Origin of the sequence: Singulisphaera sp. GP187, from assembly GCF_900129635.1 — a bacterium.
Taxonomy (GTDB): Bacteria; Planctomycetota; Planctomycetia; order Isosphaerales; family Isosphaeraceae; genus Singulisphaera.
In genome coordinates, this window is the sequence record NZ_FSRB01000001.1 from 5,326,908 (window position 1) to 5,350,403 (window position 23,496).

General features: G+C 64.0%; 24 protein-coding genes and 2 pseudogenes. 17 read left to right on the forward strand and 9 right to left on the reverse strand.

Going from position 1 to position 23,496, the window contains the following annotated elements:
• Positions 1-6: 6 nt before the first annotated feature.
• Both BUS42_RS45245 and BUS42_RS20790 read right to left on the reverse strand, forming a co-directional pair.
• Positions 7-297: a permuted SH3 domain-containing protein gene (locus BUS42_RS45245; RefSeq protein WP_254053635.1), complete on the reverse strand. Its 291-nt coding sequence runs from the start codon at positions 295-297 to the stop codon at positions 7-9.
• Positions 294-1,256, reverse strand: coding sequence for an efflux RND transporter periplasmic adaptor subunit (locus tag BUS42_RS20790; protein ID WP_254053636.1), 963 nt, complete (start codon positions 1,254-1,256; stop codon positions 294-296). Before BUS42_RS20790 ends, BUS42_RS45245 begins: the two co-directional genes overlap by 4 nt.
• A gap of 256 nt (positions 1,257-1,512) precedes the next feature.
• On the opposite strand from BUS42_RS20790, the gene BUS42_RS20795 reads away from it, so the two are divergent.
• Positions 1,513-2,994 (forward strand): TolC family protein, encoded by a 1,482-nt coding sequence (locus tag BUS42_RS20795; RefSeq protein WP_074309361.1) that lies wholly within the window; start codon positions 1,513-1,515, stop codon positions 2,992-2,994.
• A gap of 169 nt (positions 2,995-3,163) precedes the next feature.
• On the opposite strand, the gene BUS42_RS44425 is transcribed toward BUS42_RS20795, so the two are convergent.
• Positions 3,164-4,474: a leucine-rich repeat domain-containing protein gene (locus BUS42_RS44425; RefSeq protein WP_143206415.1), complete on the reverse strand. Its 1,311-nt coding sequence runs from the start codon at positions 4,472-4,474 to the stop codon at positions 3,164-3,166.
• Positions 4,475-5,214: 740 nt separating this feature from the next.
• Here BUS42_RS44425 and BUS42_RS46580 point away from each other — a divergent pair.
• A pseudogene (locus BUS42_RS46580) lies at positions 5,215-5,778 on the forward strand (transposase); the annotation flags it as partial.
• Entirely contained in the window at positions 5,742-6,287 is a 546-nt protein-coding gene (locus tag BUS42_RS46585; RefSeq protein WP_410001690.1) for a transposase, read from the forward strand. The pseudogene BUS42_RS46580 and the gene BUS42_RS46585, both read left to right, overlap by 37 nt.
• Positions 6,288-7,142: 855 nt before the next feature.
• On the opposite strand, the gene BUS42_RS20820 is transcribed toward BUS42_RS46585, so the two are convergent.
• Positions 7,143-7,388: a hypothetical protein gene (locus BUS42_RS20820; protein WP_074309366.1), complete on the reverse strand. Its 246-nt coding sequence runs from the start codon at positions 7,386-7,388 to the stop codon at positions 7,143-7,145.
• Entirely contained in the window at positions 7,378-7,503 is a 126-nt protein-coding gene (locus tag BUS42_RS46035; protein WP_256386180.1) for a hypothetical protein, read from the reverse strand. The genes BUS42_RS20820 and BUS42_RS46035 overlap by 11 nt, the downstream gene beginning before the upstream one ends.
• A 164-nt stretch (positions 7,504-7,667) precedes the next feature.
• On the opposite strand from BUS42_RS46035, the gene BUS42_RS20825 reads away from it, so the two are divergent.
• Both BUS42_RS20825 and BUS42_RS20830 read left to right on the forward strand, forming a co-directional pair.
• Positions 7,668-7,934, forward strand: coding sequence for a type II toxin-antitoxin system HicA family toxin (locus BUS42_RS20825; RefSeq protein WP_074309368.1), 267 nt, complete (start codon positions 7,668-7,670; stop codon positions 7,932-7,934).
• A 14-nt stretch (positions 7,935-7,948) separates the two neighbouring features.
• Positions 7,949-8,452, forward strand: a complete 504-nt coding sequence (locus tag BUS42_RS20830) for a type II toxin-antitoxin system HicB family antitoxin (RefSeq protein ID WP_074309370.1) — start codon at positions 7,949-7,951, stop codon at positions 8,450-8,452.
• A gap of 34 nt (positions 8,453-8,486) precedes the next feature.
• On the opposite strand, the gene BUS42_RS20835 is transcribed toward BUS42_RS20830, so the two are convergent.
• On the reverse strand, positions 8,487-8,708 hold the full coding sequence (locus BUS42_RS20835) for a hypothetical protein (protein WP_074309372.1): 222 nt from the start codon (positions 8,706-8,708) through the stop codon (positions 8,487-8,489).
• Positions 8,709-9,010: 302 nt separating this feature from the next.
• On the opposite strand from BUS42_RS20835, the gene BUS42_RS45250 reads away from it, so the two are divergent.
• From BUS42_RS45250 to BUS42_RS20880, 10 genes and pseudogenes are all read left to right on the forward strand, one after another.
• Positions 9,011-9,175 (forward strand): hypothetical protein, encoded by a 165-nt coding sequence (locus BUS42_RS45250; protein WP_254053638.1) that lies wholly within the window; start codon positions 9,011-9,013, stop codon positions 9,173-9,175.
• A gap of 210 nt (positions 9,176-9,385) precedes the next feature.
• On the forward strand, positions 9,386-9,982 hold the full coding sequence (locus BUS42_RS20845) for a superoxide dismutase family protein (protein WP_074309376.1): 597 nt from the start codon (positions 9,386-9,388) through the stop codon (positions 9,980-9,982).
• Between the two features lie 296 nt (positions 9,983-10,278).
• Complete coding sequence (locus BUS42_RS20850) at positions 10,279-11,220, forward strand: hypothetical protein (RefSeq protein WP_074309378.1); 942 nt, start codon at positions 10,279-10,281, stop codon at positions 11,218-11,220.
• A gap of 168 nt (positions 11,221-11,388) precedes the next feature.
• Positions 11,389-12,024, forward strand: coding sequence for a hypothetical protein (locus tag BUS42_RS20855; RefSeq protein ID WP_074309380.1), 636 nt, complete (start codon positions 11,389-11,391; stop codon positions 12,022-12,024).
• Positions 12,025-12,330: 306 nt separating this feature from the next.
• Positions 12,331-13,713 carry an argininosuccinate lyase gene (gene argH, locus BUS42_RS20860; RefSeq protein WP_074309382.1) on the forward strand — a complete coding sequence of 461 codons (1,383 nt, stop codon included), beginning with the start codon at positions 12,331-12,333 and terminating at the stop codon, positions 13,711-13,713.
• 165 nt (positions 13,714-13,878) lie between these two features.
• Positions 13,879-14,106: pseudogene (locus BUS42_RS46590) on the forward strand (diaminopimelate decarboxylase); the annotation flags it as partial.
• Positions 14,107-14,143: 37 nt separating this feature from the next.
• Entirely contained in the window at positions 14,144-14,344 is a 201-nt protein-coding gene (locus BUS42_RS45255) for a hypothetical protein (protein ID WP_254053639.1), read from the forward strand.
• A gap of 61 nt (positions 14,345-14,405) precedes the next feature.
• On the forward strand, positions 14,406-16,718 hold the full coding sequence (locus tag BUS42_RS20870) for a HEAT repeat domain-containing protein (RefSeq protein ID WP_254053640.1): 2,313 nt from the start codon (positions 14,406-14,408) through the stop codon (positions 16,716-16,718).
• A 168-nt stretch (positions 16,719-16,886) separates the two neighbouring features.
• Entirely contained in the window at positions 16,887-18,023 is a 1,137-nt protein-coding gene (locus BUS42_RS20875) for a sigma-54 interaction domain-containing protein (protein ID WP_074309387.1), read from the forward strand.
• Positions 18,024-18,030: 7 nt separating this feature from the next.
• Positions 18,031-18,918, forward strand: a complete 888-nt coding sequence (locus tag BUS42_RS20880) for a DNA-methyltransferase (protein ID WP_074309389.1) — start codon at positions 18,031-18,033, stop codon at positions 18,916-18,918.
• 172 nt (positions 18,919-19,090) lie between these two features.
• Here the strand turns inward: BUS42_RS20880 and BUS42_RS20885 are convergent, their stop codons facing one another.
• Together BUS42_RS20885 and BUS42_RS20890 are read right to left on the reverse strand one after the other, a co-directional pair.
• Positions 19,091-19,441, reverse strand: a complete 351-nt coding sequence (locus BUS42_RS20885; RefSeq protein WP_074309391.1) for a HepT-like ribonuclease domain-containing protein — start codon at positions 19,439-19,441, stop codon at positions 19,091-19,093.
• On the reverse strand, positions 19,431-19,724 hold the full coding sequence (locus tag BUS42_RS20890) for a nucleotidyltransferase family protein (protein ID WP_074309392.1): 294 nt from the start codon (positions 19,722-19,724) through the stop codon (positions 19,431-19,433). Before BUS42_RS20890 ends, BUS42_RS20885 begins: the two co-directional genes overlap by 11 nt.
• 286 nt (positions 19,725-20,010) lie before the next feature.
• Here BUS42_RS20890 and BUS42_RS20895 point away from each other — a divergent pair, with 286 nt between their 5' ends.
• Entirely contained in the window at positions 20,011-20,856 is an 846-nt protein-coding gene (locus BUS42_RS20895; protein ID WP_074311288.1) for a DUF4058 family protein, read from the forward strand.
• 396 nt (positions 20,857-21,252) lie between these two features.
• Here BUS42_RS20895 and BUS42_RS20900 read toward each other — a convergent pair whose 3' ends face one another.
• A complete protein-coding gene (locus tag BUS42_RS20900; protein WP_074309394.1) occupies positions 21,253-22,761 on the reverse strand; it encodes a sigma-70 family RNA polymerase sigma factor in 1,509 nt (502 codons plus the stop codon).
• Positions 22,762-23,013: 252 nt separating this feature from the next.
• Here BUS42_RS20900 and BUS42_RS20910 point away from each other — a divergent pair, with 252 nt between their 5' ends.
• Entirely contained in the window at positions 23,014-23,454 is a 441-nt protein-coding gene (locus BUS42_RS20910) for a hypothetical protein (protein WP_074309398.1), read from the forward strand.
• Positions 23,455-23,496 lie beyond the last annotated feature (42 nt).

Sequence of the window (23,496 nt, forward strand, 5' to 3'; positions counted from 1 at the left end):
CGACGTCTACTTGCCCACACCAAACTCGGTGCCGAAGAGTTCCGCCGCGCCGTCGGTGACGACCTGGGCGCCTGGCTTGGGCCCGCTGGTCAGGGCGACCATGGAGTTGACGACGCGGTCGACCGAGACGCGGCGACGGGCGTACGCGTGGGGGGCGCTGTTCTCGTAGACCCAGGTATTGCCGTGGATGTCGCGGAGCAGGGCCGCGAGGGGGATCACCAAGCTTTCGTCCTCGCCTCGGAGCGGAAGCGTGACGCCCACCCGCTGGCCGGGTCGCAGAGCGCCCTCCTGGTTCACAGCCTCGTAGAAGAGGTTGACCGTGGCCGCCAGGGGATCGCCCGAGGGGGGGCCGTGACCGGGGTCGCGGGCCGGGTGGCCCCGCCCGGGGTGCCGGCGAGTCCGCCGACCTCCGCGGCCTTGTCGGTTGCGATCCGTTCGAGGTCGCCGACGTAGACGGGGACCTTGATCCAGACCGGGTCGAGGCTGGCGATGTCGAACAGAATCGCGCCGGCCGCCACTTTCTGCCCGGGCCTGGCGTGCAGGTTCTGGAGCGTGCCGCTGGCGGGCGCGTTGATCTTCTGGGTGTTCATGGTGCCGGTCTCGGCGTCGGCCGCCACCTTGGCGAGGATTTCCCGGCGGTCCTCGGCGGCCTTGAGCGTGGCCTGGGCGAGGTCGAACTGGGCCTTGGCGTCGACCAGGGCCGCGGTGCCGCCGAGCTTGTCACGCACCAGGTTCTCCGCCCGGTTGAGGTTCACCTTGGCGATGTTGAGCGACTCCTTCCCCTGCTTGATCTGCCCTTCCGCCTCGATCAACATCGGGGCCATCGTGGCGCGGGCCTCGGGCGAGAGGATCGGCACGAGGACGAAGATCGGCTGCCCCTCCGTGACCCGGCTCCCCGGCGTGGGGAAGCCGGAACCAGGGGGAGCGTTGAGGGTCCCGGTGAATGGGGAGGTCACGCTGACCAATCGGCCTGGAGGGATAATGACTTCGCCGCCGTAGACGGTGGTGCGCGGCACTGACTTCCGCTCGATGGCGGCCAGGCGGATTCCGAGCCGGGTCTCGGCGTCGGGGGTCAGCACGATGGTCGTTAGCTCAGCCTCGGTCGGGGGCTTGAACGACACCGGGGGAGCTGGCTTTGGCGCCGAGGCCGTCGGGCTGCTCGCCGCGGGCTGGCAGCCGGGGACGGTCAGGATCATGGCCGCCGCCACGAGCCAGACTGGCCGTGCGTTCCGCGGCATCCACCATCGTGGGTACATGGAATATTTTCCTGGTGGGCGCAATCGAAGCGAAGTTCGCGGCCTTGCAATCTCGATAAGATACTCAATCGGCCGTGTCATGAGGGTGTGGACTTCCCTAAATTTTTCTTCATGACCACGCACGAGAGAGGCGAGCCGCCGATTAACTGTCTGTCCGAAAGCCAAAAGTCCGAGCGGTCGCCGAGGAAGGCGACTGGAAGCGAACGGTGATCTCGGGGCTTCAATTCCCTGGGTCTGCCCGCAGGATGCGAGACCGATGCACGCGTTGACCACCCTTACCCTCCTGGTCCTCGGAGCCGCCGCCCAGGCCGATCAGGCGCCTGCCGGAAACGCGGCTTCGAACGGTCCCCACGCCCGGATCCTTCCGAGGCCGACCACCGCGCCCGGCGATACTCCGGTCCGCCCCGCGCAGTTCGACATGACGGCGCCCATCATGCCCGCCCCGGCCCCTCCGATCGCCGATGCCGGCCGGTCGATCAGCCTCGAGGCGGCCCTCTACGGCACGATCACGGGCAACCCCGACGTCGTCACGTTGCGCAACAGCAACATCGCGACCCCCGAGTCGGTCGAGGTCGCCCGCCGATTCCCGACCACGCTCAACCCCACGCTCTGGATCGACGTCCGCCCCTTCGTCTACGCGCGGAACCCGGGCCATGGCATGGACCAAAAAGATGCGTTCATGTATTTTTCCTATCGCCAACCGCTCGAGCTCGGGCATCAGACGACGCATCGCTATCATATCGCCAAGGCGGCGTATAACCAGCAGCAGTGGACCGTGGTTCAGGCCGAGATGCTGGCGATGGTGCAGACCTACCGGTTCTTCCAGACGGCGGCCTATCGCCGCGAGAAGCTCCGGGTTGCCGAACAACTGGCCGACTTCAACGATCGCCTGCTCCAGTCGCTCAACCGCCGGCTCGAGGCCAACCAGGTGCAGGCGGCCGACGTCGTCCTGGCCGAGGTCGAGAACAAGGCGACCCGCCAGCAGGTCGAGGTCGCCCGCCAGGATTATGCCAACGCCCTGACCGATCTCCACAACCAGATCGGGACCCCCGAAACGGCCGGGACCGCCCAGCCCTTGGGGCAGTTCATTTTGCCCAACAACATTCCCGCGATCGACGACCAGAGCCTGATCCGGCTCGCGCTCCAGAGCCGCCCTGAAATCCACGCCGCTCGGGCGGCGGCCACCGGCGCCTGCGCCGCGGTCAAGCTGGCCAAGGGGGACCGGATTCCGACCCCCGTGGTCGGTCCGCTCTACCAGCGCAACGAAGACGGGACCCAGTTCTTTGGATTCACCTACATCACCCCCCTGCCCATCCTCAACAACGGCAAGCCCTTGGTCGTCCAGCGCGAGGCCGACTACCGTCGCGCCCTGGTCGCCCTTCAGCAAGCCGAGCAGCGGACGACCACCCAGGTCAAGGCGGCCGTCGCCAAGTGGAACGGCGCCAATCGACTGGTGAGCCAGACGTCCGGCCTGGCCAGCACGCTCAAGGTCCAGGTCGACCGCCTGGAACAGCTTTTCGACGCGAATCAGGCCGACCTGACCAAACTGCTCCAGGCCCGCCAGCGCTTGATCCAGCTCGAGAACGCCCAACTCGACGCCCTCTGGCAGGCCACCCAGTCCCAGGCCGACCTTCTGACGGCCCTGGGCGCTCCGTCGTTGCTCGCCGCGATGAACGGGCCGGGACCAGGCCCAGGTCCAGGCGCCGGCCCGCAGCCGACGACCCCCGGTGTGAACTGAGGAAGCGTTTTCCCCCCCCCTTTTCGGCCATTCGGCGATCGTGGCATGGACTGCAAGAAGGGGTTCGCTCGGTGTTGTACGAGCGTTCTCGCTTGACTTGCTTGAATTCAATAAATGCTTTTGATGTTAGGGGTGCACCTTCAATGCCGCTCCGGCATGATGAGCGACCTCATCGGGTCACCTTCAACTTGGGAATGGCGTCTCGCAGCGCGTTGACACCAGCAGCGGTCACTCCCGTCTTGCTGACCTTCAAAAACTTGAGGCGCTTCAGCCCTTCCAGAGACTTCAAGCCGGCATCGGTGACTGCCGTCTGAGACAAGTTGAGGGAGACGAGCCCATGAGACCGAGCCAGGTGAGCGAGACCGGCGTCGGTGACTGCCGTCTGGGAGACATCGAGACGGGCAAGCTTGGGGGCGAATTGGCTCAAGTGAGCCAGGCCCGCGTCGGTGAGCGCGGTTCGACCGACGCCGAGGATACTGGTCGAGGGCATCTCTCCAAGGGCGATCAAGCCGGAATCCGTAATCCGTGTGCCGTCCAGGAAGATTCTTTCCAGGTTCGACCGACCTCGGAGGGATCTCAACCCCGTGTCGGTCAACCGCGTGTTGCTCGCCTGGAAGATTGCAAGAATCGGGAACGAGCCGGGATCTGCCAGTGTGGCGACTCCGGCATCGTCGAGGGGCGTGTCGGTAAGGTCCAGCCATCGAAGCTTAGGAAGGTGTTGGAGCGATTGCAGACTGGACACGTTGGTTTTGACGAGGTAGAGAATTTCTAAATTGGACATGTCAGCCAGGTTTCCCAGGCCGGCTCCGGTCACACCCGTTTCGTTGAGTGAGATGAATCTTAAGGAGGCCAGGCGCTTCAAGTGAACTAATCCCGCATCCGTGATCCGCGGACTATCGAGGGTCAACGCGTCGGGGTTCGTCAGGGCCTCCAAAGGCCTCAGATCACCATCCGTGAGAGGGATTCCTTGAAGGCTCAGGGTGTCAAGTTTTGGGAGACCCGTAAAATTCTCCAGTCCAGCCCCGGTGATCTTACCCTTCTCAAAGAAGAGAGCTTCCAGGTCGGCCATGCCCTTGAGATGAACCAGGTCGGCGTCGGATAACGAGGGGTCGCGGCCAAGGGTCAAGGTGCGAATTCGTCGGAATTGTCCGATCTGGGCCATGACGCGGTTCGCATCGCCTGGCCCGATCACGACGCGATAGGGATGCCCCAAGAAGTCGGGCCCGATCGCGGCGGTGAGCCAGCGTGGCCCGGGCGGCGTCGCGTTACGGAGATACTTCCCGTTGAGATATTGCCAGTCAAATTCGACGTGACCTCCACCGCGTTGAATCGCCGCGACGGCATCGCGCTGGACATGGGCGCGGTGGACCGTCCAGCCCAGCCCACCGCCGAGGATCAGGACGGCGAGCATCATCCCGCGCACGCTCAAGCGGATGCGGGGCCACCGCGACCTGGGCCCTCGTTCGAGTCGGTCTGACATTTTGAATCGCCCTTGGATGATTGAACTTCTCAACACGGCCTTCCGGGATCTTGTGGAGTCACGCTGGCCGCGAAGGACTGAGGCTGGATCGCTTGATTGGTTCCGAGGCCAGCCCGCCGCTTACCGCCGCCAGCCTCTCTGCGAGTCGCCGAAGCACCGTGTCGTCCTGGGCGTCGTTGCACGCGGCGGACAACCCGACCGAGTGCGGCGAGCTGACGACTTCGAGGTGGATCGGCCGCCCCACGATCCAGAGGTCCCAAGCTCGACGAGAAATCAATGGGGTTATTCCTATATCTTGAGGAAGTCTGTGCAATCTGGATAAGACTACTTATGTGACCCTCTTCTCTCCTCCGCGTCGCAACGGCGTCCTCGAAGCAGGAGCTTTAGGGATAGCCTGATTTTGCCCAGATAACGTCGATTTTGACGAATGTCCCCAATAGTGTTCGGCACGAAATTTGCGCCATCTCCACCCAGGCCAATCTTGCCCTCAAGGGCCGAAAACGGGGATTTCGCAAGGACTTTCGGCACAGAATTTGCGCCTTCTCCACTCAAGTGCATCTTGCCGTCATTTTGGCAGGGCCTTGGGAATGGCAAAACGCTCAGCAAAACCTCTGAAACCCCGAGATATCCAGGGGTTGAAGTACGTCGAGCGGTTACTGCCGCTGCTCGACCAACTCCACGATGTCGGCTGCCAACGCGACAGGTCCGGTAATCGCAGCCTGCATTACGATCAGTATTGCATGCTCGTCTTACTCTTCCTCTTCAACCCAGTCCTCCGTTCCTTGCGCTCCTTGCAACAGGCGAGCACACTCAACAACGTGCAGCGCAAGCTCGGCTGCGCCCGGGCCTCGTTGGGGTCGCTCTCCGAGGCCGTCGAGGTCTTCGAACCCGAGCGGCTGCGCGGCATCATCGAGTCCCTCGCCGCCGAAGTGAAGCCCGTCCGCGACGTGCGCGGCGGCCACCTCGCCCATGCCCTGACGGCCGTCGATGGCAGCGTGGTCAAGACGCTCAAGACCATCGCCGAGGCCGCCTTCATGAACGACAAGAACGGCGGCTCTCACAGCGGCTGGCGACTCCACACCCACTTCGCCATCGACCGCCACGTCCCCACCCGGATCGAGGTCAGCGCCGCTGCCAACAGTGGCCATAACGACGAGAAGAACCGACTCCGCGCCGCCTTGCAGTCCGACCACTGCTACGTCCTGGACCGTTGGTATGCCCAGTTCACCCTCTGGAACGACATCGTGGCCGCGGGGAGCAGCTATGTTTGCCGCATCCGCGACAACAGCAACCTCAATGCGGTCATCGAAGAGCGCCCGGTCTCGGCGACAGCCGCGGCTGCCGACGTCCTCCGCGACTTCATCGTGGACCTCGGCGCCGCCAAGAAGCCCGACGAGCGGCCGGCCCATCGGGTGCGGGTGATTCTGGTGAAAACGACGCCCCACACCAAGCGTGGGGCCGCAAAGGGGGCACGGCCGGTCCTCCCAGCGACGGCGTGCTGCGGATCGCCACGAACCTCCTGGATGTTCCCGCCGAGGTGATCGCTGACATCTACCGACACAGGTGGACAATTGAACTCTTCTTTAGATTTTTCAAGCACGTGCTCGGCTGTCGCCACCTGCTGAGTACGCATCCCAAGGGGATCGAGATCCAGGCGTACTGCGCGATCATCGCGTGTCTGCTGATCAGCCTGTGGACGGGCCGCAAGCCGACGCTCCGGTCTTACGAGATGATCTGTCTGTACTTCGCAGGCTGGGCGAGCCTTGAGGAACTCTTGGACCATATTAGTAAATTAAAATCTGAAGAGACGTAGTGCCCGCGGCTCGACTCCCAAGTCCGCGGTGTTCGCTGCTGCGCGGTGGTTTGTAGTTCACCCGAGTCGTCGGCTCGCCCCAGGTCACCGAGAACGTCCCGCACGCCTCTGCGGGGCGGCCGTGTCGGCCAGGCTTCCTCGCTTCAGGAAGACAGGGAGCTCACGCTCCCCGCTCGCCTGGGAGGCGAGCATGCGCTGGCCTGGTGGCTGGTTTCGCTTGTGCGAAAGGCAAGTGGGGAGCGTGAGCTCCCTGTCCCTCCCCCAGCAAAGCCGAAAGCTCGTGCCCACTGGGGCCGCAGGTCCCCCGCCCGCCCCACAGGGTCGTGTGAAACGCTCTGAGGGGGAGTTCCCCGGGTTGCCGGCTTGCCGTTGCTCGGATCGCCCCCCCCCACAGCAAACGGAGTGCCGAACACTATTGGAATGTCCCCGTTTCGCTCTCCTGTGTCGGCCGGCTTGCACGGCTACTTGAAGCGTTTTGGCTTCCCTTAGTTCGTCGTCAACTCATCGGCAATTGAGCGAAAGCATCTGGTGACAAATCCCCTGAAATTGTCTCGCCCGCCGTTGGACTATCGGGGTGGCATTTCTTTTCTTCTCACCGAGGCGTATCGAGCCCGGGAAGATCCTGCTTCCAAGCTTACCTGAACAGCCGTGTCTGACTTTCGGTGGTTTACCATTCTAAGTGGAAGCATTCCACAAGAGTCGAAACGAAGCAGAAGCATTTCACCGATACCAACCAATTATCCCCATTACATAACGGCTTAAAAAGGATGGGGTTTCTGATACGCCCCACCGGGCAGATGGCTCACAGACGCCGGCTCACACCTCCTCGGCCGCGTCCCCGAACCGGAGGAACTCTCAATATCGGCAGATCCACTGCCCCTCGATCGCGATCTTGTGGAGCTCGAGCCGCCAGAGCTGGCCTGGGCCGTGCTTGCTGGGGATCGACCCGGCCAGCCAGGCGACGTCGACGACCTGGCCGCGATCGTCGAGCACACCCATTCCCGGGGCGTCACCGCGCATGATCAGGCCATCGCGGGGGCCGTAGTTGGAGAAGAAGGGGCCGGGCGACTCCGGGGTGATTGGCTCGTCGTCAGCCGTCATAGTCGACCACTGCGATCCGGGCGTGCCTGGCAATTGGCCACTCCGTAGCGAACCCCACCGCCAGGATTGCCACGACCACCTTCATCCGCTGGGTCGTGAGGCGAGGGAGTCGCATGGTGGTCCCCGGGCATGGCAAACAATTTTACCAAGAGGTTGCATTTATCTAGTACTACGGTATGATACCGTTCGGCGGCCGTGGATACCGTCAATAAATAAAGTGGGAGTTAGGCGGACACAGAGAGCTTATAAGGGAGAGTTGGGCATGGAGAGTTGGGCATAATGAACCGGAAACATAAAAAAACGCTTGCGGTGATATTTGCTGATCCGTTACGCCTCAATATTTCATGGAAAGCCGTCGAATCGCTTCTGATTGGCCTCGGGGCTGTGATTACGGAACGCAAAGGTTCGCGCATCTTGGTTGAACTGAATGGCGTCTCGGCAACTTTCCATCGCCCCCATCCGCAAAAGGAAACAAAACATTACGTCGTGCAGCATCTTCGCGATTTCCTGCGAGATGCGGACATCGACGTGACGGACGACGGCTAGGAGCTAATCCAATTATGATTGAGCACAGGGGTTATTCAGGTCTGTTGGAACTCAAAGTCGAGGATGGTGTGATCGCGGGCCGCATTCTCGGGATTCGCGACATTGTCACATTCGAGGGAGATACCGTTGCGGAAGCGGAAAACGCATTCCGTGATTCGGTTGACGATTACCTCGCGCTTTGCGAAGAGCGGGGTGTCGCACCCGAGAAGCCCTTTTCGGGCAAGTTCGTGCTGCGGATTCGCCCCGAACTCCATCGCGCCTTGGCCATCGCCGCCGAGTCGCAAGGCGTCAGCCTCAATTCGTTCGTTGAGGGGGCATTGACCCAGAAACTTCTCGCCGAGACATCGGGGTTGGCGGCAAACCCATGGCTTGCGCCGCCCCGGTTTTCGGACCAGGGTTTCTCGGCCAAGCCCGCCAAGACGGCCCAGGTGGGGACGACAAAAGCGAAATCAAAATCATCGGTGCCGAAGGGCAAGCCGAGGAAGTCGGCCGGCACCTCAAAAGTTGGTGGGAAGTAGCAAGAATCCCACCAACTCGGCCGCTTGCCTGCGTCTACGCCGCGTCTTGCGCTTTGGCGCTCAGCTCGCCCTTGACGACGTGGAGCACCTCGCGAAGCATCTCTGCCAGGCCCTTGAACCCGCCGGCCCGCTTCGGCTCGACGCTGATCTTGCCGCTGGCGAGCCGGAACGTGCGCGGCATTGGCTGCCCCCCCCAGCCCTTCTGGGGCGACTTGGCGACGCGTTGCACGTGCTCGACCGCCTCGGCCCAACTCAAGCCTGCCCTGGGAAGATCAAATTGGTCACTCCTAATATTTTGAAGTCGTTTTTTGCAATTTGGATAAGTCTACTCCTGTGACACTCTTCTCTCATCCGCGTCGCAACGGTGTCCTTGAGGCAGGAGCTTTAGGAATATCCTGATTTTGCCCAGGTAACGTCGATATTGACGAATATCCCTGTTTCGCCCCTCCAGCACGTCCGGCCTGGCGAGCACCCTCTAAGGTTCAGGTCGACCCCCTGGAACAGCTTTTCGAGGCCAACCAGGCTGACCTGACCAAACGGCTCCAGGCCCGCCAGCGCTTGATCCAGCTCGAGAACGCCCAACTCGACGCCCTCTGGCAGGCTACCCAGTCCCAGGCCGACCTTCTGACGGCCCTGGGCGCTCCGTCGTTGCTCGCCGCGATGAACGGGCCGGGACCAGGCCCAGACGCCGGCCCGCGATCGCCGACTCCCAATGGGAACTGATGACACTGGGGCCGCTGATTTTCCTCGGTTGCGACTTCACCGACGAAGGACGCGAGGTTTGCGGTCGGCTTTGCCGATCCTGTCAGTGAGGCTGACGGTTTGCGAATCGGGCGGAAGGAAGACCCTTGTGAGCGGCCGCCCGGCAGGCTAAGTTGCAACGACCCACGTTGGTCCCACCGTGTTGACACACACCCAAAGAGGAGAGACAACATGACACGCAAGAGCTTTGCTTTCGCCATCGCGACCGGCGCGGCCTTGGTCGCCTTGTGCGCGATCGGGTCGTGGGCCCAGCACGCCGAAGTGCCCGCCCTGGGGGGAGTCACGAAGGCCGTTGCCGTGCTGCACGCCACCAAGAAGGGGGGCGACGTTCATGGCAAGATCAGCTTCACGCAGACTCCGAAGGGGATCCTGGTCGAAGGGACGATCGAAGGCCTGACTCCGGGCCTGCACGGCTTCCACGTCCATGAGTTCGGCGATTGCGGCTCGGATGACGCCATGTCCGCGGGCGGCCACTTCAACCCCACGAACATGCCGCACGCCGGCCCGCATGCCGACAAGCGGCACGTGGGTGACCTCGGGAACATCGAGGCCAACGACAAGGGCGTGGCCAAGATCGACCTCCACGACTCCGCGATCACCCTCTCCGGCGCCCACTCGATCATCGGCCGCGGCCTGATCGTGCACGCCAAGGCCGACGACCTCAAGTCCGCCCCCGCCGGCGCAGCCGGTGATCGCGTCGCCTGCGGCGTCATCGGTGTCGCCAAGGCCGCTGGGATGATGAGCGGCACCGCGCCCGCCAAGAAGTGAAGTCCCGATCGAAATGTTTGAATGATTGAAATTCCGTCCGCGTGCCCCTCGGTTCAAGGCGAAGCCACCAAGGGGAACGCGGACGTTTCCGTTGCCAGTCGCTCGGGAGGCTGAGGACGTCCCGATCCGAAGTGCTGTCGGCTTTTCTCACACCTCATTGCGGTTCACCTCCGATTGCTGAAGAATGGGCCTTGCGGCTCGCTCGGCGCGTGATCGCCGGGGCGGAGCCGTTCCCTTTCCTTGGATTTCAGTCCCATCGGTGCCCCCTCCACCAGGCCTGGGACGGAGACACATTCATGAGTTGCGTTTATGCGTTCCGCGTGATGGTCGGTCTGGCCGTTGCCCTGTCGGCGGTTGGGGGGGCCTCCGAAACTCGGGCGCAAGCCACCGGGAAAGACGAAGGGGGGGCCGGGCGGACCGAGAGCCTGGCCAGTCTGGCCCGCACCGTGGGAACAGGTCCTCAAGCCCCGATTACGATCCTGATGGCGCCCGCGGTCCAGCGGGAGTTGAAGCTGACCGATGCCCAGAAAACCAAGGTGTTCAGCCTCTCCGTCTCCGCGATGCAGAAACAGCGCGATCACTTTCAGACGCTGTTTCTCGGGGGAGGTGGTGAGGGGGCGATGAATCATCCCCAGGGGATGCTGGCGGCCCGTGACGGGATGCGCCGGGAGAACGATCAGGCGATCAGCCAGATTCTCGAGGAGAAGCAGAAGGAGCGGTTCAACCAGATCGTCCTTCGCACCGAGGGCCCGTTGGCCGTCGCTCGGCCGGACATCGCGGCCAAGCTCGGCCTGAAAGACACCCAGCGCCAGTATGTGCAGTCAATCATGACCCAGATGCAGCAGAACCAGTTCCTGTTGTTCGCGAGGATGCGCCAAGGGGCCGCCCTGGGCCAGGTGGGGCCCGGCCAGATCGCCCAGCTCCGGGACATGATGGAGAAGGTTCGCGACGGCGCCGTTCAGCAGTTGAGCAAGGTCATCGACGCCAAGCAGAAGAATGCCTTCAACAAGATGCTCGGCGAGCCCTTCGATCTCGCGAAGCTCGACCCCGGGGCAAGCCCGGAGCCCGAGGCCGTCCCCGGAACTTCGGCCGACGCCGCCTCGAAGCCGGCTCAAGACCCAGCGACTTCCGCTTCCGAGGCGAGCGATAAGGACGCGCCGACGGACGAGCCGGCCGCCAAGAGCTCCAGCCGCTCCGCCCGCAAGAAAGCGCGTCCCAAGGCGAAGACCAGCCAATAATCCGCCGAGCGTCGAACCGGACCCCTGCCCCTTGAAACGGGAGTCTGACACAATTAAGATCAGGGTCGATCATGGCTGTAAAGCATGTGCGGATTCAAGAAGCCTAGAGAGACGGCCATTCTTGATCGATCCTATCCAGACTTCCCGTCAAATCGAGGGCGGATTGCCATGGCAAGTGATGCCGTCGCCGACGTTGACCGCGTGGCGGAGCCGGCTCGCTGCCGAGAGTTCGTCCTCTCCGACGGGATGATCCTCATCGCTGGGACGGCCCTCTTCCTTTCGATGGGGAGTTACCTTTTCGCGTTTCTGATCGAGATGCTCGTCAGCCTGGGTCAAAAGGCTGCGGAGAACCGAGCTGAGTTCCTGTCCCATTGGCCGAGCTTTTGGAAAGCGATTCGATACAGCTTTGTCAATTCCCTCTCCTACTCCGTTCAAATTCTCGGAAATTTCCTCGTCAGTCTGATGTTCGCCTTTTTCATCCTTCGTTGGAAACGGCCTCGGCCTCCCTTGCGCCTGATGCTCCGGCAGCCGGGCACGGTCGCCGTGATCGCCGTGCTCTTCGGAGGGTTGTGGATCGTTGGCTTCCTGGACTACCTGTTCTACCCCACGATCGATAATCGACTGGCGGTTTGTCTTGGAACCGGCGGCACTGTGACCGTGGCCTGGGCCGTCCTGGCCCTGAGCCGGCAATGGCAAGCTGAGCCGGGATGGATCGACCGGATGGGGCGAGGGCTCGGGGTGGCCGCGATCGTTTATATGATGCTTGGCATTCTCCAGCATGTGGTCATCCCGATGGTTTGGTGACGGCTTTCCCCCCGAGCCAGGCGTCTGCCCCTGAGTGATCATGGCGATCTTGATAGAGGGCCAAGTCTGGCACTCGCAATCGCTCCCCCCTTTGTTTCTCCCAATGGACGATGTTCGCGGCACCCAGCCGACGGACGATCCCCATCGGATCCGAGGTCGCCTCGTCGAGGAATGGCCTCCAATCGCGCTCCACTTCCCCCCAAGCCCGTACCCTCGCTGGTTGACACTCTCTGTCAGGCTGCCTACGATGGAGATGTTTTGTGCTCTGATATTGCGCATTGCGGAACGGCTGAGAGGGAATGACGGGTGGCCAGCAAACCTTGGGGCGGACGCTTTGGCGAGAAAACGGATCGTCGCGTCGAACAGTTCACGGAATCGATCTCCTTTGATCGTCGGCTCTTCGAGCACGACATCAGGGCCTCGATCGCGCACGCCGAGATGCTGGCTCATGTTGGTTTGATCACTCACGATGAGTGCCAGCAAATTGTGCGGGGTCTGTCGGATATCCGGGCTGAGATCGAGGCGGACCGGTTTGAGTTCGTGCTCGAACGTGAGGACGTGCATATGCACGTTGAGGCCGCCTTGATCGATCGGCTCGGTGACGTGGGGCGCAAGCTGCACACGGCTCGGAGCCGCAACGACCAGGTCGCCACCGACGTCAAGCTCTGGGTTCGCGACGGCCTGGACCGGATCGGTGCCCGGCTGATCGACCTCCAGCGCGCCTTGGTGGACGCGGCCGAGCGGCACCGCGAGGTGATCTTGCCCGGCTACACCCACCTCCAACGCGCCCAGCCGGTGCTCGCCCCCCATTATTTTCTCGCCTACGTCGAGAAGTTCGCCCGCGACCGCGACCGTCTGACCGACACTCGCCGCCGGCTCAACGTCTTGCCCCTGGGGGCCGCCGCGCTCGCCGGCACGACACTCCCGATCGACCGCGAGCATGTCGCCAAGGCGCTCGGGTTCGAGGGGGTGGCGGCCAACAGCATGGACGTTTCGAGTGACCGCGACTTTGCCCTGGAGTCGGTCTTCGACCTGACGATGATTGCCGAGCACCTGTCGGGCTGGGCTGAGGAGTGGGTCCTCTGGAGCACCCAGGAATTCTCGTTCCTGGCCTTGCCCGACGCGATCTGCACCGGCAGCAGCATCATGCCGCAGAAGAAGAACCCCGACGTCCTCGAGCTGATCCGAGGGCGGACCGCCCGGGTCATCGGCGCACTCAACACCCTGCTCGTGCTGATCAAAGGGTTGCCCCTCGCCTACAACCGCGACCTCCAAGAGGACAAGGAACCGATCTTCGACGCGTTCGACACGGTTGAGGCCTGCCTCGAGCTGGCGGCCGTCGTCGTCGCGGGCGCGACCCTCCGTGCCGACCGGATCGCCGAACGGCTCGACGAGGGCTTCCTCGACGCCACCACGCTCATGGAATACCTGATCCGCGAAGGGGTTCCCCAGCGCACCGCGCACGAGGTCATCGGCCACCTGGTCAGTCTCTGCGAACAAAAAGGGTGCCGCCGCCTGGTCGACTTGCCCGATGATGAATTCACCAAGGCTCATCCCAACCTTGGACCCGGGGTCAAAAGCGTGCTGGGGGTCGCCAATGCCGTCAAGGCGTTCCGGTCCCACGGCTCGACCGCGCCCGACCAGGTCGAGAAGCAACTGGCCGCCTGGAAGGCTCGGCTCCTGGCTTGATTTCCCGTCGGGCAGGCACGGCCGACCTGGCTTATCTTGAGGATTGGAAGAACGGGGCAGTCTATGCCTGTCCCGTAAAATGTGGATAGGCTCATGGATCACGTCCACTCCCATCAGGGCCGACTCGATTTTCCCGGGATTCCGGCCCTGGGATGCCGTCGGGCGATGGCGTCGGGGTGGGTGATCGCCGGCAACGCCGGCACCTTGGTCAGTCGTGTGTTATATACCAAGCAGTCGGGAGAGCAGCGGTTCCTGATTCGGGACGCCGCCCTGAATGACCTGATCCGGTCGGCACGCTTCCAATCGGCCCACCGGATCCGGCCCGTCACGGGGCCTGCCGGACTGCCCGCCTTTCCTGAAGACGACGAAGCCGCGATCGTTGGGGGCGAGCCCTGGGACGTGGTTGGCCGTCGACGCGAGCGGAGACTTCTTGGCCAAAGACCGTGCCCTGCCCCGGCTCGACCGGGACGATCTGCTGGCGACCGTCTCGGCGGGCGCCTTGGGCCTGGTCATGGCCGCCAACGACAACACGCGCCCCCGCGCTGCCGAGATCCTCGTCGATGGGTTGGACGGCCACCCGGTCCGCCGCCGCGAAACCGATGAGGGTCTGGTCCTTCAGGAGCGCCTGTGAACTCGAACGTGTTGTGAACCCGACCGTCCCCGTTGACCCCGAGCAGAGCGGACTCGACCCCATGTGCCGAAACTCGTCTTTCCGCGATCGCCTGGCGATCTCGTGCGTGGTGGCTAGCCTGGCGGCGGGGGCCTCGTTCCTGCCCGGGGTGGTTGCCGACGCAAGGGGGCAAGTCCCCGGCCCCGAGACCTTCAGCAAGGAGCCGCAGACTCCGCTCGAGCTCTGGGAGGCGGCCGACTATCTGCTCCGGACCGGGCAAGTCCAGCAGGCCGTGCCGTATCTCAATAAGTTCATGAAGTCCAAGCCCGACGACGCCGTGCTGCTCCAGATTCGCGACCGCTACGGCGTCGGGTCGGTTCTCCGGCTGGACAACTATCCCGAGACGCGGGTCCTGGCCCGTCCCTTGTCCTCCTTGCTGGCCGCGGCCTCGCTGCGGAGCTCGACCCGGCCGGATCGGATCCAGCGGTTCGTCAACACGCTCACGAAGAGCGCCGAGGAGCAAGAGTACGCCCTCGAGCGGCTCCGTGAGGCTGGTCCTTACGCGGTTCCGTACGTGGTGCAGGCCCTGGACCGGGCGAACCTTCCCGCCGAGGAGCGGGCGCTGATCGCCTATAACCTGGGCCGGCTCGACCGGTCGGCGGTCCCTCCCTTGATCGCGGTCCTCGACAGTGCGGACGGTCGGCTGGCGGCTGACGCGGCCAGCGCCCTCGGCGCGATCGGCGACGCGCGAGCGGTTCCGTCCCTGACGCCCCTGGCGGCGACGACGAACCTTGGGTCGCCGGCCCGTGATGCGGCCCGCCGCGCGATCGCACGCTTAACCGGCCGTTCGTTCGATTCGCAGTCCCGGTCCCCGGTCCGGGTCCTGGCCGACGAGGCGCGGAAGTACCATCGTCACGCCTTCCTGTTCCCCGGCGATTCTGCCTTGATCTGGGAGTGGGACGCGGAACAGAAGGTTCCCGTTCCTCGCCAGGTCTCGCGAAGCGACGCCGAGGCTTTCTTCGGGCAGCGGCTGGCGCGTGAGGCGCTCAAGCTCGATCCGAGCGACGTGCCCGCCCAGGTCGTCCTGGTGAGCCAGGCCCTGGAAAAAGCGGTTGAGAAGGTTGGCTTCAAGGCCGTGACAAGCAACGATCCGACGGGCGCTTATGCCTCGGCGCTGGCCGCCGGGCCGAACGTGCTCGGCCAGGTCCTTCAGACGGCGATCACCGATGGCAAGACGGACCTGGCCGCGGTCGCGGCCACGGCCCTGGGACAGATCAGCGACCGCGACGTCCTGACGTCCGGGCGTCGGGTCCACCCGCTGGTTGAGGCGCTCTCGTCGTCCGGCCGGCGTGCCCAGTTCGCCGCCGCCCGTGCTCTGGTCTTGCTCGAACCTCAGCGGCCGTTCGCCGGGTCGAGCCAGGTCGTGCCGATCCTGGCGCGGTTCGTGGCCAACCAGCCCGCGCCTCGGGCCGTGGTGATTGACGGCAACCTGGATCGCGGGAACCTGCTCGCCTCCCACCTCAAAGCACTCGGCTACGACCCGCAAGTCGCCCGAACCGGCGCGGATGGTTTTCGGGCCGCGTCTGATGGGGCCGACGTCGAGCTGATCCTGATCGACACCCACCAGGTCGGGGGCCCTTGGCGACTGGTCGATATCCTGGCGAACCTGCGTGCCGATGCCCGGACGGCGGGCATCCCGATCTATGTCGTGGGCCCGCTTGGCAATCAGGCCGCGCTCGATGCGACCTTCAAGAATTATCCGGGCGTGAAGTTCCTGGTCACCCCGACCACCCCTGCGATTCTCGAGCGACAGCTCGGGGGCCGGCCGTCGGAGTTCTCGGACCAGGAGCGAGCCGCCTACTCGACCGAGGCCGCCGCGCTCCTGGCCGCCGTCGCGTCGCGGCCGGGCAGTCCGTTCGAGGCCGACCTGAGGCAGGCAGAGGGTGCTCTGTCTCTCGCCTTGAACACCCCGACGACCAACCTGGCCGCCGCGACCGCCATGGGGGACGTGCCTGACGCCGGGGCTCAACGCGGTCTCGCCGAGGTGGTGCTCGACGTGTCGAAGACCACCGCGCTTCGCCTCGCCGCGGCCCGGCAACTTGCCCGCAGTCTCCAGCGGTTCGGCCCGCTGGTGTCGGCCGACCAAGAAGTCAAGCTCCTCGCCGCACTCGACCAGGAACGCGAGCCCGCGCTGCGGATCGCCTTGGCCTCGCTCATTGGAGCGCTTCGACCCAAGCCGGCTCAGGCGGGTTCGCGGCTCCAGCGACTCAACCCGCTTCCCGCGGCCCCCGCTCCCGAATCGGTTCCCTCTCCGCCGACTCCGGAACCGGCCGCGTCCGAGCCCATGCCCGCTCCCGCCGAGGAGGTTCCGCCTCCTGCGGACGCCAAACCGTGATACGACCCAAGGCCGATCCTTTGTCTTGCAAAGAGCCGAGGAATCGACGGATTGCTGGAACTGAACGATTGAACGAGGAGAGGAAGGGGGCTGGCCGGCCCGAGGGAGGAGCGAAGCGCTTCGCTCACCCGAGGTGTGCGCCGGCCCTCTTTGGAAGGACGCGCGGCGATGGCCACCCCCTATGATCGCTCCCCATCTCGCCCGGGAGGAGACACTCCTCTGCCGGGCGTGATCGGTTCGAGCCCGGCAATGCTCGAGGTTTTCCGGACCACCCGGCAGGTTGCTCCCTCACGCGCTTGTGTGTTGATCGTTGGTGAGACGGGGACCGGTAAAGAACTGGTCGCACGCGCCATCCACGACCTCAGCCCGCGATACTCCGGCCCCTACATCCGCGTCAACTGCGGCGCCCTGACCGAGAGCCTGCTCGAAAGCGAGCTGTTCGGCCACGTCAAAGGCTCGTTCACGGGCGCTGTGGATAACCGGACGGGCCGGTTTGAAGCCGCGCACACCGGCAGCATCTTCCTCGACGAGATCAACAGCACTTCCCCCAAGCTCCAGGTCAAGCTGCTCCGCGTCCTCCAGGAGGGCGAGTTCGAGCGGGTCGGCGACACGAACACGAAGAAGGTGGATACCCGGATCATCGCGGCGACCAACCGCGACCTGCTCGACGAGATCGACTCCGGCCGGTTCCGTGAAGACTTGTACTACCGACTCAACGTGGTGCCGATCTACCTGCCCGCCTTGCGCGAGCGCCGGGACGATGTCGGCTTGTTGGTTGAATTGTTCCTGAAGCGGTATGCCGATCAAAACCGCCGCGATGTCCGCCGCGTCCACCCCGAGGCGATGCGCCTGCTCCGCGATCACGACTGGCCGGGCAACGTCCGCGAGCTTCAGAATTACGTCGAGCGCGCCGTGATCTTGGGCGACGGGCCGGAGCTGACCGTCGAGCACCTGCCCCCTCAGTTGCGCGGCGTCGCGGCCCCGCGGCCGATCCGGTCACGGGGGGGCGACCTCACCGCCATGACCTCGGAACTGGTCCGCCAGGGAGTTCGCGCGGCCGGTCCGCAGGCCAACGACCTTCATAAGCGGATCGTCGATCAGGTCGAGCGTGAGCTGATCCAGCAGGTCCTCCAGTCGTGCGAACGGGTCCAGATCAAGGCCGCCGCCCGCCTGGGCATCAATCGAAACACCTTGCACAAGAAACTCGCGCAGTACCGAATCGACGGCGACGAAAACAGTGGCGTCAACGGTGACGGGCACGGCCCTGACGGCTCGGATTCGCCCTCCGCCGGTGACGAGGAGTAAGCGACCTATGTCCGCGGCCCCTATCCCCAGCCTGGCACTCGATCGTCTCTACCAGGGAGACTGTCTGGAGAACATCCGGCAAGTCGAGTCGGGGTCGATCGACCTCGTGTTCGCTGATCCTCCCTTCAACATCGGCTACGATTACGACGTCTACGACGACCGCCGCAGCGCCGACCAGTACCTCGCCTGGACCGAGCTCTGGGCCGCCGAGGTCACGCGGGTCCTCAAGCCGACCGGCACCTTTTGGCTGGCGATCGGCGACGAGTACGCGGCCGAGCTCAAGGTGGCCTTCCACCGTGGCCAGGGCCTGACGCTGCGGAACTGGGTGATCTGGTACTACACGTTCGGCGTCCACTGCAAGAAGAAGTTCAGCAGGAGTCATGCCCACCTGTTCTACTTCGTCAAGGACGCCAAGCGGTTCCTGTTCAACGACCATACCATCCGCGTCCCCTCCGCGCGGCAGCTCGTCTACGCCGACACTCGCGCCAACCCCAAGGGACGCGTGCCCGACGACACCTGGATCCTTCGTCCTCAGGACCTGCCCGACGGTTTCGCCCCCGATAATGACACCTGGTACGTCCCCCGCGTCTGCGGCACGTTCAAGGAACGCGCCGGTTGGCACGGCTGCCAAATGCCCGAGCAACTTCTCGGCCGGATCATCCGCACCTGCTCCAACGAGGGCGATATCGTCCTCGACCCCTTCGCCGGCAGCGGCACGACCCTGGTCGTCGCCAAGAAGCTCGGCCGCAAGTACCTTGGCTTCGAACTCTCCCCCGACTACGCCGCCCAGATCGAAACCCGCCTCGCCGCCGCCGAGGTGGGCCAACCCCTCGAAGGAAGCGCCGAGCCACTCGCCCCCGCCAAGCCCACCCCGGTGCGAGTGAAGCGGGCGTGATCGTGCCGGGGCCGATTCCGGCTCGTTGATGTCATCCCCTGGGACCGCGGGCGCCCCGCCCGCATTCTTCTCTTGTCTGGGGGGCTGGGTCCCAGGCCTGCGATGATCGCTCCAAAAAGCGGAGATGAGGGAACCCGAGGTGCCGCTCGGTCTCCAATCTTTTTCTCTTCGCTCACGCTGAGGGCGGGGCCTCATCCGAGAAGGTTCGGAGCCTCTGGATCAACTCAGGGATTTTGTTCTCGACCACATCCCAGAGGATGTCGTTATCGATCGCAAAGTAAACGTGCGCCAGCCAGTCTCGCATCCCGGCGATCTTCCGCCACTCGACCTCGGGCATCCGCTGACGTACTTCGTCAGGGATGCGCTTCGCTGCCTCGCCGATGATCAAGAGACAGTGAACCACCGCATGATAGGTCCGGTCGTCACGAAAGAATGCTTCTCGGTCCATGGCTGCCGTGAACTGCGAGATCTTCTCGCAGGCCGTGCCGATGTCCGCAAGATAGGATCGCCAGTCACGGGACATGGATGAGATCTCGTTCGACTTCGGCCCGCATTTCGGGCCGAAGCGTGTCGGGGGTTCCCAGGTCGACCGGGCGGCCAAGTAGGTCTTCCAGGTCGAGTTTCAGGCCCATGAAGTTGTCGAACGTGGCTTTTTCCGTGAACGTCACGAGCATGTCCACGTCGCTCCCCTCCCGGTCATCGCCTCGTGCCATCGAGCCGAAGACGGCGAGTGACTTGACTCCATAACGCTCCCGCAATCCAGGAGCCTCGGCCTTCAGGCGGTTGAGGATCGTTAGCCGGTCCAAGGTTATCAGCCTCGTGTGGTCATCCTTCCTGAAGAACCCTTACGTTCATTCTGCCAGAGCTCATGTCATGTTGCACGCCCGTAGAGCGAAATTGGGTCATGGGCGTGAAACTCTCGATTTTGGCAGTTCAGGGCTTCTGCTTGTTGGGCGTGGAGCCACTCGCCCCCGCCAAGCCCACCCCGGTGCGAGTGAAGCGGGCCTGATCCGCGGCCGGTCGTGGTCGGCTCTCCCTGGAACCGATAGAATGGGCTGTCGGTGGAACCGCGGCGGTTGGGAGATCCGGACGATGCCCTCACCCTTTCCTGGCATGGACCCTTATCTGGAAGCTCCGGAAATCTGGCCGGATCTCCATGATGCGCTGGCGAGTGAGATCCGCAATGAACTTAACCAGACCCTCCCGACTCCCTACTATGCCCGCCTCGAAATGCGGCCGGAGCTTGGGATTGTCGAAGAGGGAAAGGTGACGCATCGCATCGTCCCTGACATCACCGTGGTCCGGCATCCTCTCCCTCGGCCCGCTCAGGGGGCAATGGCGGTAGCAGACCGACCGAGAAGGGAAATTTCGAGTTCACTGGATATCACGGTTCATCTTGACAGGATCCGGCACCATTTCATCGAGATCCGCGACTCGCTCCAGGGCCACAAGCTCATCACCCTGATCGAGATCTTGAGCCCGACGAACAAGCGTCCTGGCCCTGACCGCGACGCTTACCGCCGCAAGCAGCGTGAGGTGCTCGACAGCGACGCCAACCTGATTGAGATCGACCTGTTGCGCAGCGGCGACCGCGTGCTTCCCGACCTCAACCTGGCCGCGCTGCTTGATGAGGTCGACCCGGCCCCTGATTACGTGGTCCTGGTCAATCGGGCCTGGCGCCGCGCCGAGCGTGTGGGATACGAGGTCTTCCCTTGCAGCTTGCGGGAATGGCTCCCCTGCATTCCGGTCCCTCTGAAGCAGGAGGAACTGGAAGTGCCGCTCGATCTCCAGTATGTCTTCAATCGAGCCTACGAGGGTGGTCCCTACCGCCGAGGGGCCGTTGATTACACCCGCCCCCCAAGCCCTCCTCTCTCCGAAACCGACGCCACCTGGGCCGAACTCTTGCTTCGCGACCGAAATCAGGCTGCGTCCTCATAAACGGCCCGATCGGCAATGCGAGCTCGAAGAGAAGAGTCGAGAGGATGGACACGTGTCGCCACGTGACCGAGTCTTCTGCTCGGATCCAATGTCCGCAATTTGCAGCCCCGAAGGGGCGACCGTCAATAGCCAGGGGCGCAAGCCCCTGGGAATCATGTTCAAACCAGGATTTCTGCAGCCCCGAAGGGGCGACCGTGAATCGGCGAAGCCTGACGCGGACGGTCGCCCCTTCGGGGCTGCAAAGACATCATTTAAGCTTATCTCGTTACCAGGGGCTTGCGCCCCTGGCTATGAATGGTCGCCCCTCCGGGGCTGCAAAAAACGGAATTTACTTTCCTGACTCTTAGTAGAGAAGTTATGTTCAAGCCGCTTGCTTCGGTTCTGAGTGAGAGTCCGCTAACGCGTCAGTGGATCGGTCGCGGCATCGGTGGTGTAGCTGGCGCCGAGGTCATCGAACCAGACAGTTCCAGGGCCATAAATCTGGGGGGCGATGACGATTTTTGCGGTCCCAGGGGGGATTGCCACGACTCCTTCGTAGCGCTTCCAGTCGTGCGTGACCGGTGGATCCCCTGATTCCTTGGCACCGATGTAGGCGACCCAGGCGTGGCTCCACTCGCCTTTGCGGTCGAGGAACTGGGCGTCGAGGATTGCCTTGCCGGCCCGATCGGCCTTGATCCAGGCGGAGACTTTGAGGCGGGGGCTGTCGCCTGTGCGAGTCACGGTTTGGGACCACTCGGCGATCGGGAAATAACGGTTCTCGGACTTTTTGAGGCAGAGGCTGGCCTTGCCTTCGTGGGCCGTGTCCCGGCTCCAGAGGTAGGAGACGCCTCGAATTGCGTTCCCCTTCGACCACCCATTGGGTTGGCGTTCGTCCCCTTCCTCAACGCCCGGATTGACCAGGCTCAAAGGGCTGTCAGGCTCCGCGTTCAGGGCGACCAGGGTTGGCTCGGGCTGGGGAATGCGAGGCGGTTCGAGGGGAGGCTGAAGTGCGCCGGGAGGCGTGGGCGTGGAGACCGGGATCGGCCTGGCCAGGGACACGACGGCCCCGGTGGCCACGGTCCCGCTCACGATCAGTAGGGCGGCGAGTGACTTCCACGAGAGTGTTGCCATCATCGCAAGTTCTCCTTCCACGAGGGCGGCCACCGTCGCCGGGACCAACCCGACTTCGGCGACCCCCGCCATTCCGGTCAGGTGCGGGGCCGCGGCGCGGACGATTCGGACGACGAGTGCCTCCGACGGTGATGCCGCCGACGCCTGGCCGCCGAGCAAGCCCGAGCCGGTCGCGGCCAGGGCAGGAGCGAGACCGCGCCGCGTCAACCGACTCCGGAGCCGGGCTCGGGCCGACGCGAGCCGGCTCTTGACGGTTCCGACCGGGCACTCGAGCCGGGTCGCGGCCTGTTCGTGGGTCAGACCGTCGAGGTCGCAGAGCACGACGACGGCGCGACTCGGATCGGGCAGTCGGGTCACTTCCTCGTCGAGCACCGCAAGCAGTTCCCGCCGCTCCTGATCACGGTCAGGGGCCGGGACGATCGCTAACGCTTCGACTCCGATCGCCGGTCGCTCGCGCCCGAGGCGCTGAGCGGTGTTCGCCCGCGCTCGAAGCGAAACTCGGTAGGCCACTCCGTAGAGCCAGCTTGCAAGGCGGTCGCCGTCGCGAAGTGAGCCCGACCGGCGGACCAGGACGAGAAAGACCGCCTGGAAGGCGTCATCAACGTCGTTGGAGTCGCGCAGCAGGCGCCGGCAGACTCCCAGGACCATTGGGCCATGGCGGGTCACCAAGGCCGAGAACGCCGCCTCGTCGCGATGGGCCACGAACCGTTCCAGCAGACGCACGTCCGATTGCCCGGCGTCGGTCCCCTCGCTGAAGAGACGACCCAGGTCTTTGAGTCCACTCGGTCCGACCAACGTATCCGCTCCCCCAGGTTGACGAATCAGGTCGTTTGCCCCTCATACTGCGGGGACAACGCGATTTCGTTCGCCGATTCTTGGGAATTTTTCAAAAGAGTGTGCGAATCGAAGTGCGGAATCGCCACTTCTTTATGGAACCACACGAGTTTCGTTGGTGATTCGAAAGTCGTGTCGTTTTGGAATGTACGCAATAATCGCGGCGTTCGCGACGAAGAGTCAGGGGACCACGGCCCTTCGGGAATCGCGACCATGATGACCTCGTACTCGCTCATGGTGCAGTTGGCGCGGCTGATTCCGGTCCCTCAGAAGCACGCTCCCGTACGGCCTGGACTTCTGGCCGGGAGAACGCACGAGCGCTTCGGCTGCTGCCCGGCCTGCCGCGAATTCATCGGGATCAAGGTCGCGACACCGGCCCAACGAGAGCTCGTCTGTCCGGCTTGCCGACAGACGATCGACGCTCTCGAACCGCTCTGGCCGACTCTCTCCGAGATGAGAGAGCCTTCGCCAGGATCGGATGCCAAGTCCGCTTGCGAGCCGGGTTCGGTGGCACGCCCGGGCGCAGGCGTCAGCCGCGCGATTCGCCGGATAGGTGACGCATTCCGGGCGGCCCTGGGGTTTGGACCACGCTTACGCGGTCATCACCAAAAATCGTCATCGCCGGGGGTTTGGGACAAGGATCTCGATGATTAAGGACCGGGCTGGGCGGCCCCTCGGTCGGAATGCCGCCGCCCG

Coding starts and splice junctions, on each gene's coding strand:
- BUS42_RS20825 (WP_074309368.1), top strand. CDS start 7,668: ATGAACCGGAAACATAAAAAAACGCTTGCGGTGATATTTGCTGATCCG.
- BUS42_RS46035 (WP_256386180.1), bottom strand. CDS start 7,503: ATGCGACTCCCTCGCCTCACGACCCAGCGGATGAAGGTGGTCGTGGCA.
- BUS42_RS20910 (WP_074309398.1), top strand. CDS start 23,014: ATGATGACCTCGTACTCGCTCATGGTGCAGTTGGCGCGGCTGATTCCG.
- BUS42_RS20820 (WP_074309366.1), bottom strand. CDS start 7,388: ATGACGGCTGACGACGAGCCAATCACCCCGGAGTCGCCCGGCCCCTTC.
- BUS42_RS20845 (WP_074309376.1), top strand. CDS start 9,386: ATGACACGCAAGAGCTTTGCTTTCGCCATCGCGACCGGCGCGGCCTTG.
- BUS42_RS20880 (WP_074309389.1), top strand. CDS start 18,031: ATGTCCGCGGCCCCTATCCCCAGCCTGGCACTCGATCGTCTCTACCAG.
- BUS42_RS20875 (WP_074309387.1), top strand. CDS start 16,887: ATGGCCACCCCCTATGATCGCTCCCCATCTCGCCCGGGAGGAGACACT.
- BUS42_RS20790 (WP_254053636.1), bottom strand. CDS start 1,256: ATGTACCCACGATGGTGGATGCCGCGGAACGCACGGCCAGTCTGGCTC.
- BUS42_RS20795 (WP_074309361.1), top strand. CDS start 1,513: ATGCACGCGTTGACCACCCTTACCCTCCTGGTCCTCGGAGCCGCCGCC.
- BUS42_RS20830 (WP_074309370.1), top strand. CDS start 7,949: ATGATTGAGCACAGGGGTTATTCAGGTCTGTTGGAACTCAAAGTCGAG.
- BUS42_RS20895 (WP_074311288.1), top strand. CDS start 20,011: ATGCCCTCACCCTTTCCTGGCATGGACCCTTATCTGGAAGCTCCGGAA.
- BUS42_RS20850 (WP_074309378.1), top strand. CDS start 10,279: ATGAGTTGCGTTTATGCGTTCCGCGTGATGGTCGGTCTGGCCGTTGCC.
- BUS42_RS20885 (WP_074309391.1), bottom strand. CDS start 19,441: ATGTCCCGTGACTGGCGATCCTATCTTGCGGACATCGGCACGGCCTGC.
- BUS42_RS20870 (WP_254053640.1), top strand. CDS start 14,406: ATGTGCCGAAACTCGTCTTTCCGCGATCGCCTGGCGATCTCGTGCGTG.
- BUS42_RS44425 (WP_143206415.1), bottom strand. CDS start 4,474: ATGTCAGACCGACTCGAACGAGGGCCCAGGTCGCGGTGGCCCCGCATC.
- BUS42_RS20855 (WP_074309380.1), top strand. CDS start 11,389: ATGGCAAGTGATGCCGTCGCCGACGTTGACCGCGTGGCGGAGCCGGCT.